Origin of the sequence: Arthrobacter sp. SLBN-112 (genome assembly GCF_006715225.1) — a bacterium.
GTDB lineage: Bacteria > Actinomycetota > Actinomycetes > Actinomycetales > Micrococcaceae > Arthrobacter.
This window is the reverse complement of record NZ_VFMU01000001.1, coordinates 791,210-807,303: the sequence shown is the minus strand read 5'-3', so window position 1 is coordinate 807,303 and position 16,094 is coordinate 791,210. Positions and strand designations below refer to the sequence as shown.

General features: G+C 66.7%; 12 protein-coding genes. 4 read left to right on the top strand and 8 right to left on the bottom strand.

The features are described from left to right. Window positions 1-68 precede the first annotated feature (68 nt). Window positions 69-1,349, top strand: coding sequence for a wax ester/triacylglycerol synthase domain-containing protein (locus tag FBY33_RS03815; RefSeq protein WP_142029372.1), 1,281 nt, complete (start codon window positions 69-71; stop codon window positions 1,347-1,349). A 90-nt stretch (window positions 1,350-1,439) separates the two neighbouring features. On the opposite strand, the gene FBY33_RS03810 is transcribed toward FBY33_RS03815, so the two are convergent. The 5 genes from FBY33_RS03810 to FBY33_RS03790 all read right to left on the bottom strand — a co-directional run bounded on the left by FBY33_RS03810 (window position 1,440) and on the right by FBY33_RS03790 (window position 8,225). Further along, window positions 1,440-3,029 (bottom strand): APC family permease, encoded by a 1,590-nt coding sequence (locus FBY33_RS03810; RefSeq protein ID WP_235010631.1) that lies wholly within the window; start codon window positions 3,027-3,029, stop codon window positions 1,440-1,442. A gap of 205 nt (window positions 3,030-3,234) precedes the next feature. Further along, window positions 3,235-4,890: a GMC family oxidoreductase gene (locus FBY33_RS03805; RefSeq protein ID WP_142029370.1), complete on the bottom strand. Its 1,656-nt coding sequence runs from the start codon at window positions 4,888-4,890 to the stop codon at window positions 3,235-3,237. Then, window positions 4,891-6,429, bottom strand: coding sequence for an aldehyde dehydrogenase family protein (locus FBY33_RS03800; protein WP_142029369.1), 1,539 nt, complete (start codon window positions 6,427-6,429; stop codon window positions 4,891-4,893). Window positions 6,430-6,528: 99 nt separating this feature from the next. Next, window positions 6,529-7,110, bottom strand: coding sequence for a TetR/AcrR family transcriptional regulator (locus FBY33_RS03795; RefSeq protein WP_142029368.1), 582 nt, complete (start codon window positions 7,108-7,110; stop codon window positions 6,529-6,531). A gap of 137 nt (window positions 7,111-7,247) precedes the next feature. Then, complete coding sequence (locus tag FBY33_RS03790) at window positions 7,248-8,225, bottom strand: ABC transporter substrate-binding protein (protein WP_142029367.1); 978 nt, start codon at window positions 8,223-8,225, stop codon at window positions 7,248-7,250. A gap of 321 nt (window positions 8,226-8,546) precedes the next feature. On the opposite strand from FBY33_RS03790, the gene FBY33_RS03785 reads away from it, so the two are divergent. Beyond that, complete coding sequence (locus tag FBY33_RS03785) at window positions 8,547-10,592, top strand: PxKF domain-containing protein (protein WP_142029366.1); 2,046 nt, start codon at window positions 8,547-8,549, stop codon at window positions 10,590-10,592. 97 nt (window positions 10,593-10,689) lie between these two features. Here the strand turns inward: FBY33_RS03785 and FBY33_RS03780 are convergent, their stop codons facing one another. Beyond that, a complete protein-coding gene (locus FBY33_RS03780) occupies window positions 10,690-11,388 on the bottom strand; it encodes a type 1 glutamine amidotransferase domain-containing protein (protein WP_142029365.1) in 699 nt (232 codons plus the stop codon). A 24-nt stretch (window positions 11,389-11,412) separates the two neighbouring features. Then, window positions 11,413-12,285, bottom strand: a complete 873-nt coding sequence (locus FBY33_RS03775) for an aldo/keto reductase (RefSeq protein WP_142029364.1) — start codon at window positions 12,283-12,285, stop codon at window positions 11,413-11,415. A gap of 141 nt (window positions 12,286-12,426) precedes the next feature. On the opposite strand from FBY33_RS03775, the gene FBY33_RS03770 reads away from it, so the two are divergent. Beyond that, entirely contained in the window at window positions 12,427-13,419 is a 993-nt protein-coding gene (locus tag FBY33_RS03770) for an LLM class flavin-dependent oxidoreductase (protein WP_142029363.1), read from the top strand. Window position 13,420: 1 nt separating this feature from the next. Continuing rightward, a complete protein-coding gene (locus FBY33_RS03765; RefSeq protein ID WP_142029362.1) occupies window positions 13,421-14,926 on the top strand; it encodes an MFS transporter in 1,506 nt (501 codons plus the stop codon). On the opposite strand, the gene FBY33_RS03760 is transcribed toward FBY33_RS03765, so the two are convergent. Continuing rightward, window positions 14,923-16,077, bottom strand: a complete 1,155-nt coding sequence (locus FBY33_RS03760) for an FAD-dependent oxidoreductase (protein WP_142029361.1) — start codon at window positions 16,075-16,077, stop codon at window positions 14,923-14,925. The two genes, FBY33_RS03765 and FBY33_RS03760, sit on opposite strands and share 4 nt — an antisense overlap. Window positions 16,078-16,094: the final 17 nt, after the last annotated feature.

Below are 16,094 nucleotides of genomic sequence, written 5' to 3'. Positions count from 1 at the left end.
CCTTGTATGACGCCAGGTCTCCAGCAGAACCACTGACAGTCCGGCTGTTTCACCGCTACCCTCGAGACATGCGCCCAGCGACCCAACGGCTGGCCCCTGCCGATGAGGCGAACCTGGTGCTCGACCACGCCGGCCAGGTCAACGTGTTCCTCGTCGCTGCGCTGCTCGCACCCGGCGGCTTCCTGGCTCCGGACGGCACCGCGGACATCGCAGCGCTGAGGGCGGTCCTCCATGAACGGATTGCGCAGCTGCCGGCACTCCGCAAAACCGCCGTCCAAGCAGGCCGTCGACACCACTGGATTGAAGCCATTCCCGACCTCGAGCACCACATCCGCGCCGTAGAGCCCGTGGATGGCCTCACAGGACTTGGGGACAGGTGCGCTGAGCTTATGGGGCAGCCGCTGGCAGGGGACCGTCCGATGTGGGAGATCCTGGTGGTACCGGGTGCCACAGCGGGAGGACTCGGCGTCGTGCTGCGTATCCATCACGCGGTGGCCGACGGGATGACGGCGGCTGTCATCGTGCAGCGGCTTTTTGACCCCGGAGAACCGGTGGAGAGCCCATTGAACCAGCCGTCTGCGCGCGGGCCGGCGGAGGCTCCGCGGCGCCATCCCCGGAACGATCCGCGCAGCACACTTCGTCGACTTGGGACGGGGCTTAGCCGCATCCGCAAAACTTTATGGGGCCAGGGCGTGGGCCGCACGGTGCTGCTCGGTGAGCGCAGCGCCCACCATGGCGTCGCTTTCCTGCAGACAGAAATCGAAGCCCTTGAAGCGGCGGTGCGCCCGTGGGGTGCCACCGTCAACGATGCACTGCTTGCTGCGTCGGCGGCTGGCTTCCGGGCAGCTTTGTTGGCGGCCGGTGAACCGGTTCCGGCTTGGTTGCCGGTCTCGGAACCGGTGGCTCTGCGGCGCCGCGGGACTGCGGGCAATCAGGTGGGAGTCATGCTGGTGCGGCTGCCACTCGGCGAGCCGGACCCGGATGAGCGCTTGCGGCTCATCGCAGCCCAGACGCGTGACGAGAAGCTGCGGGCGAGGGACCAGGGCACCCTGGAGTTCATGCGCGGCCCGATCGGCGCGCGCGTCATGGACCACCTCGCCAGAAGGCAGCATCTGGTGGGCGGGTTCGTCACCAACGTGCCGGGCCCGAAAGGGGCTTTTCTCCTCGCGGGGGCTCCGGTCACCGCGCTCTGGCCGGTTGCGGTGCTTGCCGGCAACGTGCGGCTCGGCGTCGCTGCGGTCTCCTACGCCGGCAACCTGTGTTGTGGCATCCACTTCGATGCCTCGAATGTCCCAGGCGACGTGTTTGCGCGGGCCATGGGGGAGGAGCTGGCACGCCTGGGCAGGTGAGCATTGTGCTTGGAACGGTGCCTTCAGACCCAAAAGGGCCGACGGCGGCACTCGGGTGAGTGCCGACGTCGGCCCTTTTTGGGTGAGGTGTTACGCGGGTTCTGTTGCCAGGGCCCCGTCCGCCGCCAGTGCATCCTGCGGCGCCTCGTGGGTTGCGTGGTGCTGCGCGGGGCCTGACGACGGGTGGGCGGCGACGGCCGCGGCGTGCTCGGCCAGCACCCCGGTCTGGTGCCGGATCTTCAGGCGGTAGAGCAGGGTCCCGCCTATGACCACGGCGGCGACGAACATCACGCCGCCCCACTGCAGGTACCACTCAAAAGGCGGCACCGAGTTGTAGATCTCGGGGCGGGGCCAGATCAGGTTCAGGGTCATGGCGCCGCCCCACAGGACCGCCAGGATGTTCACGGGAACACCCCACTTGCCCATGCTGAAACCGGGTTCGGAGCCGTCGTGCGCCAGGGGCCATTTCTTCAGGAAGCGGTTGCGCAGCATCGGCACCGTGACCAGGAGGTAGGACAGGTAGATCAGCACGATGCTGATGCTGGACAGGATGGTGAAGATGGCCGGCTGCATGACGTTGATGAGCAGCGGGATGACGGCCAGGACCCCCACCACGATGGCCGCGACGGTGGGGGTCCTGCGGACCGGATCCACCTTGCTGAGCTGCCGGCTGAACGGCAGGTTGTTGTCCCGGGCCATGGCGAACACCATGCGGATGGCTGCCGCGTGGACCGCGAGGGTGCAGACCACCACGGCCACCACGATGCACAGCAGGAAAGCCTTGCCGAAAGGCCCGCCAAGGACGGAGAGCACGATGTGCTGCAGGCCGCCGTCGGCAGATCCCACCTTGGGGTCGGTCAGGTCAGGTGCGGCCAGGATGCCGAACAGCAGGATCAGGCCGCCCAGTACGAACGAGGCCGTGACGGCGCGCAGGATGGCTTTGGGCGCCGTGCGCTTGGGGTCCTTCGTCTCCTCGCCCAGGGAGCTTGCGGTGTCGAAGCCGTACATCACGTAGCCGGAAGCCATGGCGCCGATGAGGAAGACACCGAAGAAGCCCAGGTCGTTGCCTTCCCCGAAGCCCGCGGTGTCGAAGAAGACCTCAGGTCCCCGCACCACGTGCCAGCCCAGTGCCAGGATGAGCAGCACGGCCGCGATCAGTTCCACGAAGACGCCGATGCTGTTGATCCGGGTCATCAGCTTCACGCCGAACGCGTTGATGAGGGTGGAGATGGTGATCATGATCGTGGCCAGCACCACGCCGTTCATGGCGAAGTCGTACGGTCCGGTGCCGTCGCCGACGAACTGGAAGCCGGACCAGAGCTGCGGCAGCGTCAGCTGCAGGGCCAGTGCCACCGCTCCCAGCGCCATGATGCTGGACAGCATCAGCAGCCAGCCGGCCAGCCAGGCGGTGGTCCCGGATGCGAGCCGTTTGGCCCAGTTGTACACGGACCCGGCCACGGGGTAGCGGCCGGCCAGTTCGGCAAAACAGAGGGCCACCATCAGCTGGCCGGCGAACACGATGGGCCAGGACCAGGCGTAGGCAGGGCCGGCCATGGAAAAACCGAAGTAGAACAGTTGGAAGACACCGGTGAGGATGGAGATGTAGCTGACGCCTGCGGCGAAGCTGGCAAACTTGCCGATGCTCCGGTCCAGGGTCTGGGTGTAGCCGAATTCGTCCATGCCGCTTGAATCAATACTCTTGCTGGGTTCCAATATGGACTCCTAGATCAGAAAAGCACGATGGGGACCGGCCCGACCTGTGGTGCGGGGAAGGTCGGGGAGGGTGTGGCCTGACGCCGTCTTGTGGACGCGGCCGGGTTGGCCCGCTGGGGTTGCGGGGCGGTGGTTGGTAAGTGGTGGCCTGGTGGGCCCGGGGTACTGCCGCTCAGGCGAGCGACGCGCTGAGCTCAAGTTCCGCCGTCGACATTTCTTCTGGCCGGTCGGCGCGAAGGTGCTCGGCGCGGATCAGATCGGCGCAGCGCTCGCCGATCATCATGACGGTGATGTTGGGGTTGACGGTGATGTGTTCGGGCATGACGGACGCATCGGCGACGCGGAGGCCGGTGACGCCCTTGACCCGCAGTTGGGGGTCCAGCGGCGACATGTCGTCGTCGGCCGGGCCCATGCGGACGGTGCCTACCGGGTGGTAGACGGTGTTGTGGGTCTTGCGGATGTAGTCCTGGAGTTCCTCGTCCGTCTGCGCGTCGACGCCGGGCGAGAGTTCGCGGCCGGTCCATTCCGCCATGGCGGGCTGGGCGGCGATTTCGCGGGCCTTCCGGATGCCTGCCACCATGACGCGCATGTCATGGCCTTCGGGGTCCGTGAAGTACCGGGGGTCCACCATGGGCTTGTCGCGGAAGTCGCGGCTGCGCAGCCGGACCGTGCCGCGGGAGCGGGCGTGGGTGACGTTGGGGGTGAGGCTGAAACCGTTCTCCGTGGTGGGGTAGCCGTGCCGCAGGGTGTTCATGTCGAACGGGACGGAGCCGTAATGCATCATCAGGTCGGGGCGGTCCAGGCCCTCCTCGGTGGGGGTGAAGATCCCGATCTCCCACCACTGCGTTGAGGTCTGCACCATGGGCTGTTTGGCCTCGAACTGGACCACGCCTTCGGGGTGGTCCTGCAGGTGCTCGCCCACGCCGGGGGAGTCCACCAGGACCTCGATGCCATGCTGCGCCAGGTGGGATGCGGGGCCGATCCCGGACAGCATGAGCAGCTTGGGGGAGTCGATGGCGCCGGTGGAGAGGACCACCTCCTGGCGGGCGGTGAGCCGGTGGGTGCGGCCGAAGGCGGAGTCAACCACGTCCACGCCGGTACAGCGCTTGTCCGCGTCAAACACCAGCTGGCGGGCCCGGAGGCCGGTCAGCAGGGTGAAGTTTTCGCGTTCCATGATCGGGTGGATGTAGGACACGGAGCTGGAGGCGCGCGTGCCGTCCACCCGGCGGTTGATCTGGAAGAAGTTGGCACCGTTGACCACGGTGGCGCCGGTGTTGAACTTCGTGCGGGGGATGCCGGCCTGCTCGCAGGCATCCAGGAGCGCGACGCCGGCAGGATCCACCGGGGGCACGTTCATCAGGTGCACGGGGCCGGAGTCCCCGTGGTGGGGTGCATCGGGGCCTGCGTCCTCGTTGGTTTCCAGCCGCTTGTACAGCGGCCAGGCTGCGTCGGCATTCCAGCCGGCAACTCCGTACTTGGACTCCCACTCGTCCAGGTCCTCCCGCGGCGCCCAGAAGGCGATGCAGGAGTTGTGGCTGGAGCAGCCGCCCATGACCTTGGCGCGGGCGTGGCGCATGAAGGAGTTGCCGTTTTCCTGCGGTTCCACCGGGTAGTCCCAGTCGTAGCCGGATTCCAGCAGCTCCATCCAGCGGTCCAGCTGCAGGATTTCCGGGATGTTGCGGTCATCCGGGCCCGCCTCCACCAGGGCCACGGTGGCGTCCGGGTCCTCGCTCAGGCGTGCGGCCACTGCGGCGCCGGCGGATCCTCCGCCGATCACGATGTAATCGAACGAGTGCCCGCTGAGGTCCTCGATGTTGTCGACGTGCATCTAGTTCTCCTTGCCGTGGTCAGCGAACCAGCCGGTTACCTGGGGGTTGGTGTTTTGGTAGATGTGTTTGGCTTCCTGGTACTCCGCGAGGCCGGTGGGCCCCAGCTCGCGGCCCACGCCGGACTGGCCGAAGCCGCCCCACTCGGCCTGAGGAAGGTAGGGGTGGTAGTCGTTGATCCAGATGGTGCCGTGCCGCAGCCGGGCCGCCACGCGCTGCGCCTTCCCGGCGTCCTGGGTCCAGACGGCGCCTGCCAGCCCGTAGATGGTGTCGTTGGCGGTGGCCACGGCCTCGTCCTCGGTACGGAAGGTCTCCACGGTGACCACGGGGCCGAACGCCTCGTCGGTGACCACGGACATGCCGCGCCGCACCTGGTCCAGGATGGTCGGCTGGTAGTAGAACCCGGCGTCGTACTTCTCTCCTGTTGGTGCCGCGCCGCCGGTGCGCAGCCGCGCGCCTTCCTGGATGCCGCGCTGGACGTAGGCGTGCACCTTGTCCCGGTGCGCGGCGGAGATCAGCGGGCCGGTTTCCGCGGCGTCGTCAAAGGGGCCGCCGAGCCGGATCGCCTCAGCGCGCCGGACCAACTCGGCCACGAAGGGTTCGGCGATGGATTCCTCCACCAGCAGCCGCGCACCTGCCGAGCAGACCTGGCCGGAATGGACGAAGGCGCCGTTGAGGGCGTTGTCTACGGCGGCATCGAAGTCGGCGTCGGCGAACACCACGTTGGGGTTCTTGCCGCCCAGCTCCAGCGCCACTTTCTTGACGGTGCCGGCGGCGGCAGCGGCGATGCGCTTGCCGGTTTCCAGGCCGCCCGTGAAGGAGACAAGGTCGACGTCGGGATGTTCCGAGAGCGGGGCGCCCGCCTGGGCGCCGGGGCCGGTGACGAGGTTGGCCACCCCGTCCGGCAGGCCGAGGTCCTGCAGCAGCTGCATGGCCAGGATGCTGGTGGACGGCGTCAGCTCGGAGGGCTTGAGGACGAAGGTGCACCCGGCGGCGAGTGCGGGGGCGATCTTCCACGCGGCCTGGAGCAGGGGGTAGTTCCACGGCGTGATCAGGCCGCAGACGCCGACGGGTTCGTAGACGATCCTGCTCACGACGCCGGGGTCCCCGGCGTCAACCACCCGGCCGGCCTGCTGTCCTGCGAGCCTGCCGAAGTATTCGAAGCAGGCGGCGATGTCGTCCATGTCGATCCGGCTTTCGACCATCCGCTTGCCGGTGTCCAGGGACTCGGCCCGGGCGAACTTTTCGCGGCGTTCGCGAAGCCCCGCCGCGACCTTCAGGAGGAAGGATCCGCGCTCGGGTGCCGGGACGGAGGACCAGACGCCGGAGTCGAATGCGGCGCGGGCGGCTGTAATGGCGCGTTCGGCGTCTTCGCGGCCGGCCTCGGAGACGGTGGCCACCAGCTCGCCGTCTGCCGGGTTGTGGATCCGGCGCACGGCGCCGGATGCGGCCGGCTCCCAAACGCCGTTGATGAACAGGGAGGAAGCTGTCTCAGTTTCTTCGGTTGGGGCTGCATCCCGAACCGGTGTGGCGTAAGTCATAGGAAGGACAGTAACGCACGTTGAACGAGTGTTCAATACATTTCTTGAACACTTGTTCAATGGCTTTGATGGGGTTACCGTTGCCTTGCGGCAGCTGTTTCAGGCGAAAGCGATCTGCTCTGTGCGCTCGATACTCCGCTGGATGGAGGCCTTGTCCACGCCGAGCAGCGCTGTCAGCCACATGCCATTCTGGATGACCACGATGTCCGCCGCCCGCTCCCGGCATGCCTCCCAGGACAGGTCGGGTTTGGCGCTGGACACCAGTGCTGCGAGCCCGTCGATGTACCGGTCAAAGGCTGCGGCGTTGATCTGTGCGTAGTCCTCGTCCGCCTGGGCGAGGGCCCAGAGGTGCAGGCGCAGGGACAGGTAGCGGGTGGTCAGCAGGTCGGTGGCGGCCACGCGCCGGAGGGCGCTGCGCAGCTGTTCATCCGGGGTGGCCGACGGATCCGGGGCCACGAGCAGAAGGTCATGCTCATCCACCCGGCGCAGGGCTGCCCGGATCAGGGTGGTCTTGTCGTCGTAGTAGTAGTTGACCAGGCCCAGGGCCACGCCGGCTTCCCGTGCCACGGCCCGCATGCTCACACCGGAAATGCCGTGCCGGGACAGCAGGTCCATCGCCGCTTCGAGAATGCGGGTCTGTCTGTCGGTCTGTTCGCCGGAGTTCACGGCACTGGTCCCCATCTGGCCAGACTATTGCCTAACCCGCTGCAAACGCACTTTCCCGGGGTTGGCGTGGGCTGTGGAGCCGGACCCGCGCTGATACGGAAGAATCCCCACCTTACCGAGGTGAGGTGGGGATTCCTTCGTCGGCGGGCCGCCTACTTCTTGGGCAGGCCCGCCGGGTTCAGTTCGGACTTCTGGATGGCCTCGGACGAGAGGCCCCAGCGGTCCAGGATTTTGGCATAGGTGCCGTCCTCGATCAGGTGGTTCAATGCGGCCTGGGCGGCGACCGCCAGGCCGTTGCCCTTCTTGGTGGTGAAGGCGATCTGCGCGGTCAGCGGCCAGCCGCCGTTCAGCGTGCCCACCTGCTTCGTCTTCCCGTCCTGCGCCGCCTTGTAGGCGGCAGCCGCGTTGGGTCCGAACGTCAGGTCCGCACGGCCTGACTGAAGGGCCAGGCTCGAGGCCGAGTCGTCGTCGTAATACTGGAACTCGACCGGGGCCAAACCGTTCTTCTTGTTCTCCTCGTCCCAGCGCACCAAAATGGCTTCCTGGTTGGTGCCGGAGCCCACAATGATCTTCCGGCCGGCCACGTCCTTGGCTTCCTTGATCTCCCCGATGCTGGAGTCGCTCTTGGCGTAGAACCCCAGCAGGTCGTTGCGGTAGGTGGCGAAATCGAACTTTTCCTTCCGCGCCTCGGTGACGGTCACGTTGGAGAGGACGGCCTCGTACTTGGACGATTCGATGCCCAGTGGCCAGTCCGCCCAGGCCACGGGCAGGACTTCGACTTCGAGTCCCAGCGCCCCGCCCACTGCGTAAGCGATGTCCACCTCGCTGCCGATCAGGGTCTTGTTGTCCGTGGCGAATGTGCTGAGCGGGGCCGTGCCGCCGGTGGTCACCACGGTGAGCTTGCCGTCGGCCTTGATTGCCTCCGGCACCAGGGCCGCTGCGGTGTCATCCTTGGTGACCCTGAAGCGGTCCTGCTGTGGGGACAGGTTGAAGTTCTTGCCGCTGGAGTTGGTGGCGGACGACGACGATGCTGTCGCCGCAGAGGCGCCGGGATCGGAGCAGGCAGCCAGTCCCAGCAGCGCTGAGACGGCCAGGGCAACGACGGCGGCCGGCTTGGGCTTGAAGGCCATGGTTCCTCCTTGGAAGGGTGGCGGGGATGCAACGGAATGTGCGCGTTGCAGCAACTATCCGGCAGCCCCGGAACGGGAATCAAAGCGCGCGAAACCCTGGGATACAGGGAGTAACGGCGGTTAACCGGAGGACCGCGGCGGTCACATTCGGGCTGGGCCGGGGCCCTGAGCCAAGTAGCCTCGCGCCACAGATTCAGCAGAAAGCGAGTACCCCGGCAAAAAAGACAAGTGGTGATTACGCGTGTTCTCCGCCTATGCCCCGACTTACGGTGAATTACATTGCGGCCCGGGTGGGCCGCAAGCCATGAGGGAGGCATACACATGAATCATTCGCCAGGCGGGAAGACTACTGCTGGGGGGACGGGCCTGCTAAGGCGAACCAGCACCAGGACAGCCGCGGCAGTCGCTGCGGGAACCCTGCTGCTCGCGGGCGGCGGGGTGTCGTATGCGGACGATATCTACAACAACCTTGACGCCGTCATTGATGCAACGGCCGAGGTCATGCCGCTCAACGCAGGCGGTTCGAGTGGCAGCACAACGCTGGCCGTGCAGGAACGAAACGCAGACGGCAAGAACGGCTGCAACCTGACAGGCTCAACGGCGCTTACCCTTAACCTCGCGTCAAGTAATCCGGCCGTCGCTACAGTATCCCCGTCCCAGGTGACCTTCACTTCCTGCTCCGACACAAAGGCCTTGACCATTACCCCGGTTGGTGCCGGATCCGCCAGCGTAACCGCACGCCAGGTCAGCAACACCACGGACGGGACCTTCAACCTTGCCCCTGCCACGTTCACAGTTAACGTGGCCGCCCCGGCGCCCTCGAACACAGCGCCCGTACTGAATATCACGGGCGTGACGAGCGGCGGCACCTACACGAAGGGTAAAGTGCCCGCTGCCCTCTGCAACGTTATCGACACGGAGGATGGCAACAGCACATTTGACGCCAAGCTGGGTGCCATTACCGGTACCGATGCCGCAACCGGCATCGGTTCACAGACGGCCTTCTGCAGCTACACGGACAAGGGCGACCTTACGGCGTCAAGCTCCGTCACTTACAGCATTATTGATGGGTCCGCGCCCACAATCGGATACACGCTCTCGCCCACCACTCCAGACGGAGATAACGGCTGGTACAAGACCGCCGTGAAACTTCATTGGATCATCACGGAAGAGGATTCTCCCAGCACGGTGAAGCCGACAGGCTGCGAGGACCAGACCATCACCGCTGACCAGGTGGCCACAGACTACAGTTGCTCCGCCACTAGTTCCGGTGGCACTGCCGCACTGCAGACCGTGAACTTGGGCAAGGACGCAACCGCCCCCACCGTGGCTGCCGATGGCGAGGCCGGAATCATGGGAAGCAACGGCTGGTACATCTCAGACGTCAACGCCTCTTTCACCGGCACTGATGCCACCTCGGGGCTGCTTGCCGCAGTCCAGACCGTGACCTCCTCCGGTGAAGGCGACGCTGTGAAAGTTGACAGCCCCGCGTTCACGGACATCGCGGGCAATGCCACCCCTGCGGGCGCTGCTTCGCAGACCTTCAGGATCGACAAGACCGCACCCGAGGTGACCTCCAGCGGACCCACGACCCAGCCGAACAGCAATGGCTGGTACAACACGGATGTCACTGCCACCTTCGCGGCCACCGACCTCACCTCCGGTCCGGCCACGCCAACGCAGACTGCGACCTCGCAAGGTCAAGGCGAAGCGGTAACGGTCGAAAGCCCGGCCTTCAGCGACAACGCCGGCAACACCACCCCCGCGGGCGCTGCTTCGCAGACCTTCAAGATCGACAAGACGGCACCCACCGTTTCCTTCGACTCCGTCATCGCGGACAGCTACTTCGGCTCCACTGCCGCAAAGCCCACCTGCACGGCCTCCGATGTCCTGTCCGGGGTCAGTGGGAGCTGCGTGGTCTCAGGCTATGACACCAAGAACGGGACGCACACGCTCAAGGCAACGGCAACCGACCTGGCTGGTAACACCACAACGGTGGAGCAGGCCTACACGGTCAAGGCCTGGACCCTGAAGGGCTTCTACCAGCCGATCGACATGAACGGTGTGCTGAATACGGTCAAGAACGGCAGCACGGTCCCCGCGAAGTTTGAGATCTTCGCCGGTGACACCGAACTGACCGATCCTGCCCTGGCCAGGTTCACTGCCCAGAAGGTGACCTGCTCGCTCCTGAGCTTGGTCGACGATATCGAAACCACCACCACGGGCAACACCTCGCTGCGGTACGACGCCACTTCCGGCCAGTTCATCTACAACTGGAAGACGCCCGCCACGGCCGGCAGCTGCTACACGCTGACCATGACGGCGAACGACGGCAGCTTCATCAGTGCGAACTTCAAGCTGAAGTAGCACTGCCGGGCCGGCGCCCAATGACGCGCGCCGCAAGGAGGGGACCAGTTCAGTGAGAACTGGCCCCCTCTGTCGTTGCCCTAAAATTGCGGCTCTCTTAGCCCAGGGCTGCGAGGACTTCCTTGGCCACGTCCTCGCTGGACTGCGGGTTCTGCCCGGTGATGAGGTTACCGTCGCGGACCACATTGGAGGACCAGGCGGCACCGTTTTCGATGACGGCCCCCTTTTCCTTGAGCGCGTCCTCCACCAGCCAGGGAGTGTTTTCGCCGGTCCCGCCGCCGAGTTCTTCCTCGTTGGTGAAGACCGTGAGGCGCCGGCCCTTGAAAGCGAACCCGCCGTCGTCGTCCGTTGAACTCAGCAGGCCCGCCGGGCCGTGGCAGAACGGAGCAATGACCTTGCCGTCCCTGTTGGCTGCCACCAGCAGTCGGCCCAGGTGGGCGTCCTTGTAGAGGTCGGCCATGGGGCCGTGGCCCCCGGGCATCACCACGGCGTCATAGGCGGCAAGGTCGACGTCGGCAAGGACCAGCGGGTGCGCCAGCTCGCCGTCGATCTTTTCCAGGTAGTCGCGGAAGCCCTGTGCGCGTTCCTCGCCGCCGGCGGATTCGGCGGCCAGGCTGACCTGGTCTACGGTGGGCTTCTTTCCGCCGGGAGTTGCGATGTGCACAGTGTTGCCGGCCTCGGTCAGGGTCCGGTGGGATACCACCAGTTCCTCTGCCCAGTAGCCGGTGGGGTGCTCGCTGCCGTCCTTCATGGTGAGGGAATCTGCGGCCGAGACGACCATCAGGATGTTTGCCATGGTGGTTCTCCTGTCTGTAATTCTTTACTTGCCAGCTGCTTCAAGCCCGGCGTACGTGTCGTCGTCGAGCGTGATATCCGCGGCAGCCATGTTCTCTTCGAGGTGCTGCACAGAGCCGGTGCCGGGGATGGGCATCATGACGGGGGAGCGGCGCAGCAGCCAGGCCAGGGCCACCTGCGAGGTAGTGGCCCCCAGGCGCTTGGCGGCCTCGTCCAGCGGTCCTCCCGGCTGGGCCAGCTCGCCTGCGGAAATCGGTGCCCACGGGATGAAGCCGATGCCGTTCTCCTCCGAGTAGCGCAGCACGTCCTCCGAGCTGCGGTCCGTCAGGTTGTACCGGTTCTGCACGGTGGAAACGGTGAAGTGCTTGCCGGCGGCTTCAAGTTCCGCCACGCTCACCTGGGACAGGCCCAGGGCGCGGACCTTGCCTTCGTCCTGGAGCTCACGCAGCACGCCGAACTGCTCCTCGGCGTCCACCTTGGGATCGATCCGGTGCAGTTGCAGCAGGTCCAGCGTGTCCACCTTCAGCTTGCGCAGGCTCAGTTCGGTCTGCTGGCGCAGGTATTCCGGCCGGCCAACCGGAATCCACTTGTTGGGGCCGGTGCGGGTGAAGCCCACCTTGGTGGCAATCTTCAGCCCCTTCTTGTAGGGGTGGAGGGCCTCGGCGATGATTTCCTCACTGATGTTGGGGCCGTAGGAATCGGCGGTGTCGATGAAGTCCACTCCGAGTTCGACGGCGCGGCGCACCACGGCCACAGCGGCCTGCCGGTCTGCGGGCTCACCCCACACGCCGTCACCCACGATGCGCATGGCACCAAAACCGAGGCGGTGCACGGTTCCCAGATCCTTGAGGTCAATCGTTGCGGACAGTTCCAGCTGCTTCGTTGAATCATGGCTCATAGGGGCGGCAACCTCATCAGTGTGCTGAGTATTCCGGATCTCACAGAAATAAGGCGGGGCCCGCCGTCGTTATGCCTCAAGTGCCCGCCGCAATCCGGCCGGCACAACCTACGAAACTTTTTTGAAAGGCCGGCACCTGACGTGACTCTTCCCCTCTCCATCCTTGACCTGGCAACCATCGGCAAAGGCCAGACGGCGGCGGAGAGCTTCGCGGGCAGTGTGGCCATGGCGCAAAGCGCCGAAAAGTTGGGATACCGGCGCGTCTGGTACGCCGAGCACCACAACATGTCCTCCATCGCCTCCTCCGCCACCAGCGTGCTGATCGCCCACGTGGCCGCGCACACCGAAAGCATCCGGCTTGGGGCCGGCGGCGTCATGCTGCCCAACCACTCCCCGCTGACCATCGCCGAGCAGTTCGGCACCCTGGAAACCCTGCACCCCGGACGGATCGACCTGGGCCTGGGCCGCGCCCCCGGCAGCGACCAGAACACCATGCGCGCGCTGCGCCGGGACCCCATGTCTGCCGACAGCTTCCCGCAGGACGTCCTTGAACTGCAGGGCTACCTGACCGGCCCCACCCGCATCCAGGGCGTCGAGGCCACCCCGGGCAAGGGGACCAACGTGCCGCTGTACATCCTGGGCTCGTCCCTGTTTGGTGCCCGCCTGGCGGCACAGTTGGGCCTGCCCTACGCCTTCGCCTCGCACTTTGCCCCGGCCGCGCTGCAGGACGCGGTGGCCATCTACCGCCGCGAGTTCAAGCCGTCCGCCCAGCTGGACGCTCCGCATGTCATCGCCGGCGTCAACGTGATCGCCGCCGACTCCGCCTCCGAGGCCCAGGCCATGTTTCAGGCCACCAAGCGTGCCCGCGTCTCCCTGTTCTTCGGCGGGGGCACCCGCGAATTCACCGACGACGAGGCGGACATGATCCTCGACTCGCCGCAGGGACGCCACATGGCACAGATGATGACGTACTCCGCGGTGGGGACGCCCGACGCGGTCATCGACTACCTGGACAGCTTCGGAAAGCACGCCGACGCCGACGAACTCATCGTGGCGCACCAGAGCCCGGGGACCCAGGAGCGGCTGCGGTCCGTGGAGCTGCTGGCCGAGGCCGCCGGACTGGTCCGGGTCTGAGATGGCGAAGGCACAAGCGAACGCAAAGGAAGGCGTAGGCTTCCGGTCCGACCGTGGGCCCATCCTCATCGCCCTCATGCTGTCCACGGGACTCGTGGCCATCGACTCCACCATCGTGGCCACGGCCGTGCCGTCGATCGTCCGGGACGTGGGCGGCTTCTCCTCCTTCCCCTGGCTTTTCTCCGCCTACCTGCTGGCGCAGGCCGTGACCGTGCCCATTTACGGCAAGCTCTCGGACATGGCGGGCCGCAAGCCCATCATCCTGACCGGCATCGGCCTGTTCCTGCTGGGCTCCGTGCTCTGCGGGCTGGCCTGGAGCATGCCGTCGCTGATTGCCTTCCGCGCCCTGCAGGGACTGGGCGCCGGCGCGGTGCTGCCGGTGTCCATCACCATCGCGGGCGACATCTACACCCTGCAGGAGCGCGCCAAGGTCCAGGGCTACCTGGCCAGCGTCTGGGCCATCTCCTCGGTAGTGGGCCCCAGCCTGGGCGGTATTTTCTCCGCGCTGGGCATCTGGCGTGGCATCTTCCTGGTCAATGTCCCGCTCTGCCTGCTGGCAGGCTGGATGCTGGTCCGCACCCTTCATGAAAACGTGGAACGTGCAAAGCACAAGGTGGACTATGCCGGCGCCGTACTCCTGGCTGGCTCGCTCGGACTGCTCATCCTCGGCGCCCTCCAGGGCGGCCAGGCCTGGGCCTGGAACTCGCCCATCAGCATTGGCGTCTTTGCAGTGGGCGCGGTCCTGCTGGCAGCGTTCCTCCTGGTGGAGCGGCGGGCGGCCGAACCCATCCTGCCCTCCTGGGTGGTCTCGCGGCGCCTGCTGGGCACCACCGCGCTGGTGTCCTTCGGAGTTGGCTCGGTGATGATCGGCCTGACCTCCTACGTACCAACCTTCCTGGAGGGGGCACTGTCCTCCTCGCCCCTGGTGGCCGGCCTGGCCCTTGCGGCCCTGACCCTCGGCTGGCCGCTCAGCGCCTCGCAGGCCGGCAAGTTCTACCTGCGGATCGGCTTCAAGTCCACGGCCCTGATCGGCATCGCCATCTCCGTGGTGGGCCTGCTGATCCTTTCGCTGACCGCGGCTGCACCCAACGTGGCGCTGATCGCCATCAGCTGCTTCGTCGTCGGGCTCGGCCTGGGCCTGCTGGCCACCCCCACCCTGATCGCCGCCCAGTCCAGCGTGCCCTGGCACGAGCGCGGCGTGGTGACCAGCACCAACATGTTTGCCCGCTCCATCGGCAGTGCCCTGGGCGTGGCCGTGTTCGGTGCCGTGGCCAACTCCATTTACGGCGGCAGCAGCAGCGGCGGCGAGGGGGACCCCGCCACCGTGATTTCCGCATCCGGGGCCGTGTTCCTGGCAGCGTTGGTGGCCGGACTGCTGACCGTTGCTGCTGTGCTGGCCATGCCCGCGGTCAAGGCGGAAACGGCGGAACCGGCGGCGGAAACTGGGGAACCTGACGCGGAACCCGTTGAGGAATCTGTGCCCAGCCCGGAGGGCCGCGCCAGTTAGGGTGCCTGGCGGGACGCGCGGAAGATCGACGGCGCGGGCCGGGTCCCCGTGGCAAGATCAGCCAGGATCCGCCCCACCACCGGCGTGAACTTGAAGCCGTGGCCGGAAAAGCCCGCACCGATCACCACCGGCCCCACACGGTCCAGGATGAAGTCCTCGTCCGGCGTGGTGGTGTACGTGCAGCTGATGGCCTCCAGGTCATCGGGGTCCACTCCAGGCAACCACTGCCGCGCGTAATCCTGCAGGGCTGCGAGCTGGGTCGGTTCGGGCCGGAAATCCCGGTGGTCCGGATCCACCACCGGGCCCACCCCGTGCCAGCCGGCCTTGATGCCCTCGCCCGCGGTCTGCATGCCGTAGACGGGGGAGTACCAGCCCCGGTAGTCCGGGCCCGGGTAGTGGTTGAAGCCGGGCCACGCTGCGCCGGCGTCCGCCACCCGGAAATGCGCCGGCTGCTCCTGGGTCACCCTGAGCCGGGGAATCCGGATCGCGGCGGCGTCCTTGCCTGAAACCCTGCCGGAAGCCATCTCCAGCAGCTTCTCCGTCCAGGCGCCCGCCGTCACCACTGCCTGCGCTGCCGTGACCACCTCGGTGCCCGCAGCCGATTCCAGCGTCAGCCGCACGCCGTCGTCGAACACCTCGAAGTCCACCACCTTGGTGTGGTGCCTGATCTCGGCGCCCCGGGCGGCCGCCAGCCGCTGGAAAGCCGGCAGCGCCGCGTCAGGGTTGAGCTGGCCGCCGTCGGGCATATGCAGGACCTGCTGGTCGAAACGGATGCCGCGCCAGCGTTCCTGGGCCTCCGCCGGGTCCAGGAATTCGGCGCGGATCCCGGCAGCGGTGAGGGCATCCGAAACCATTTGGAGGTCCCCGCCCGGGCCGTGGTTGACGATGCCGGTGCGCGCCAGCAGCTGCGTACCGCTTTCCTGCTCCAGCTCGTCCCAGAGCGCCAGCCCCTCGGCCAGCATGGCCACATACTCCGGCCGGTGGTAGCCGGGGTTCAGGTTTCGGGTTGCCCCGTGCGACGCGCCGATCTTGTGCCCCGGACCGAACTGCTCCACCAGCGTCACTTGCCGGCCCCGGCGCGACAACGCCCACGCGGCCGCAGAGCCCATGGCGCCGCCGCCGATCACCACGGTGTCAAGAACAGTGTTCATCAGCCCTCCAAGCTGCG

Coding starts and splice junctions, on each gene's coding strand:
- FBY33_RS03810 (WP_235010631.1), bottom strand. CDS start 3,029: ATGGACGAATTCGGCTACACCCAGACCCTGGACCGGAGCATCGGCAAG.
- FBY33_RS03775 (WP_142029364.1), bottom strand. CDS start 12,285: ATGAGCCATGATTCAACGAAGCAGCTGGAACTGTCCGCAACGATTGAC.
- FBY33_RS03785 (WP_142029366.1), top strand. CDS start 8,547: ATGAATCATTCGCCAGGCGGGAAGACTACTGCTGGGGGGACGGGCCTG.
- FBY33_RS03795 (WP_142029368.1), bottom strand. CDS start 7,110: ATGGGGACCAGTGCCGTGAACTCCGGCGAACAGACCGACAGACAGACC.
- FBY33_RS03790 (WP_142029367.1), bottom strand. CDS start 8,225: ATGGCCTTCAAGCCCAAGCCGGCCGCCGTCGTTGCCCTGGCCGTCTCA.
- FBY33_RS03760 (WP_142029361.1), bottom strand. CDS start 16,077: ATGAACACTGTTCTTGACACCGTGGTGATCGGCGGCGGCGCCATGGGC.
- FBY33_RS03800 (WP_142029369.1), bottom strand. CDS start 6,429: ATGACTTACGCCACACCGGTTCGGGATGCAGCCCCAACCGAAGAAACT.
- FBY33_RS03765 (WP_142029362.1), top strand. CDS start 13,421: ATGGCGAAGGCACAAGCGAACGCAAAGGAAGGCGTAGGCTTCCGGTCC.
- FBY33_RS03815 (WP_142029372.1), top strand. CDS start 69: ATGCGCCCAGCGACCCAACGGCTGGCCCCTGCCGATGAGGCGAACCTG.
- FBY33_RS03805 (WP_142029370.1), bottom strand. CDS start 4,890: ATGCACGTCGACAACATCGAGGACCTCAGCGGGCACTCGTTCGATTAC.
- FBY33_RS03780 (WP_142029365.1), bottom strand. CDS start 11,388: ATGGCAAACATCCTGATGGTCGTCTCGGCCGCAGATTCCCTCACCATG.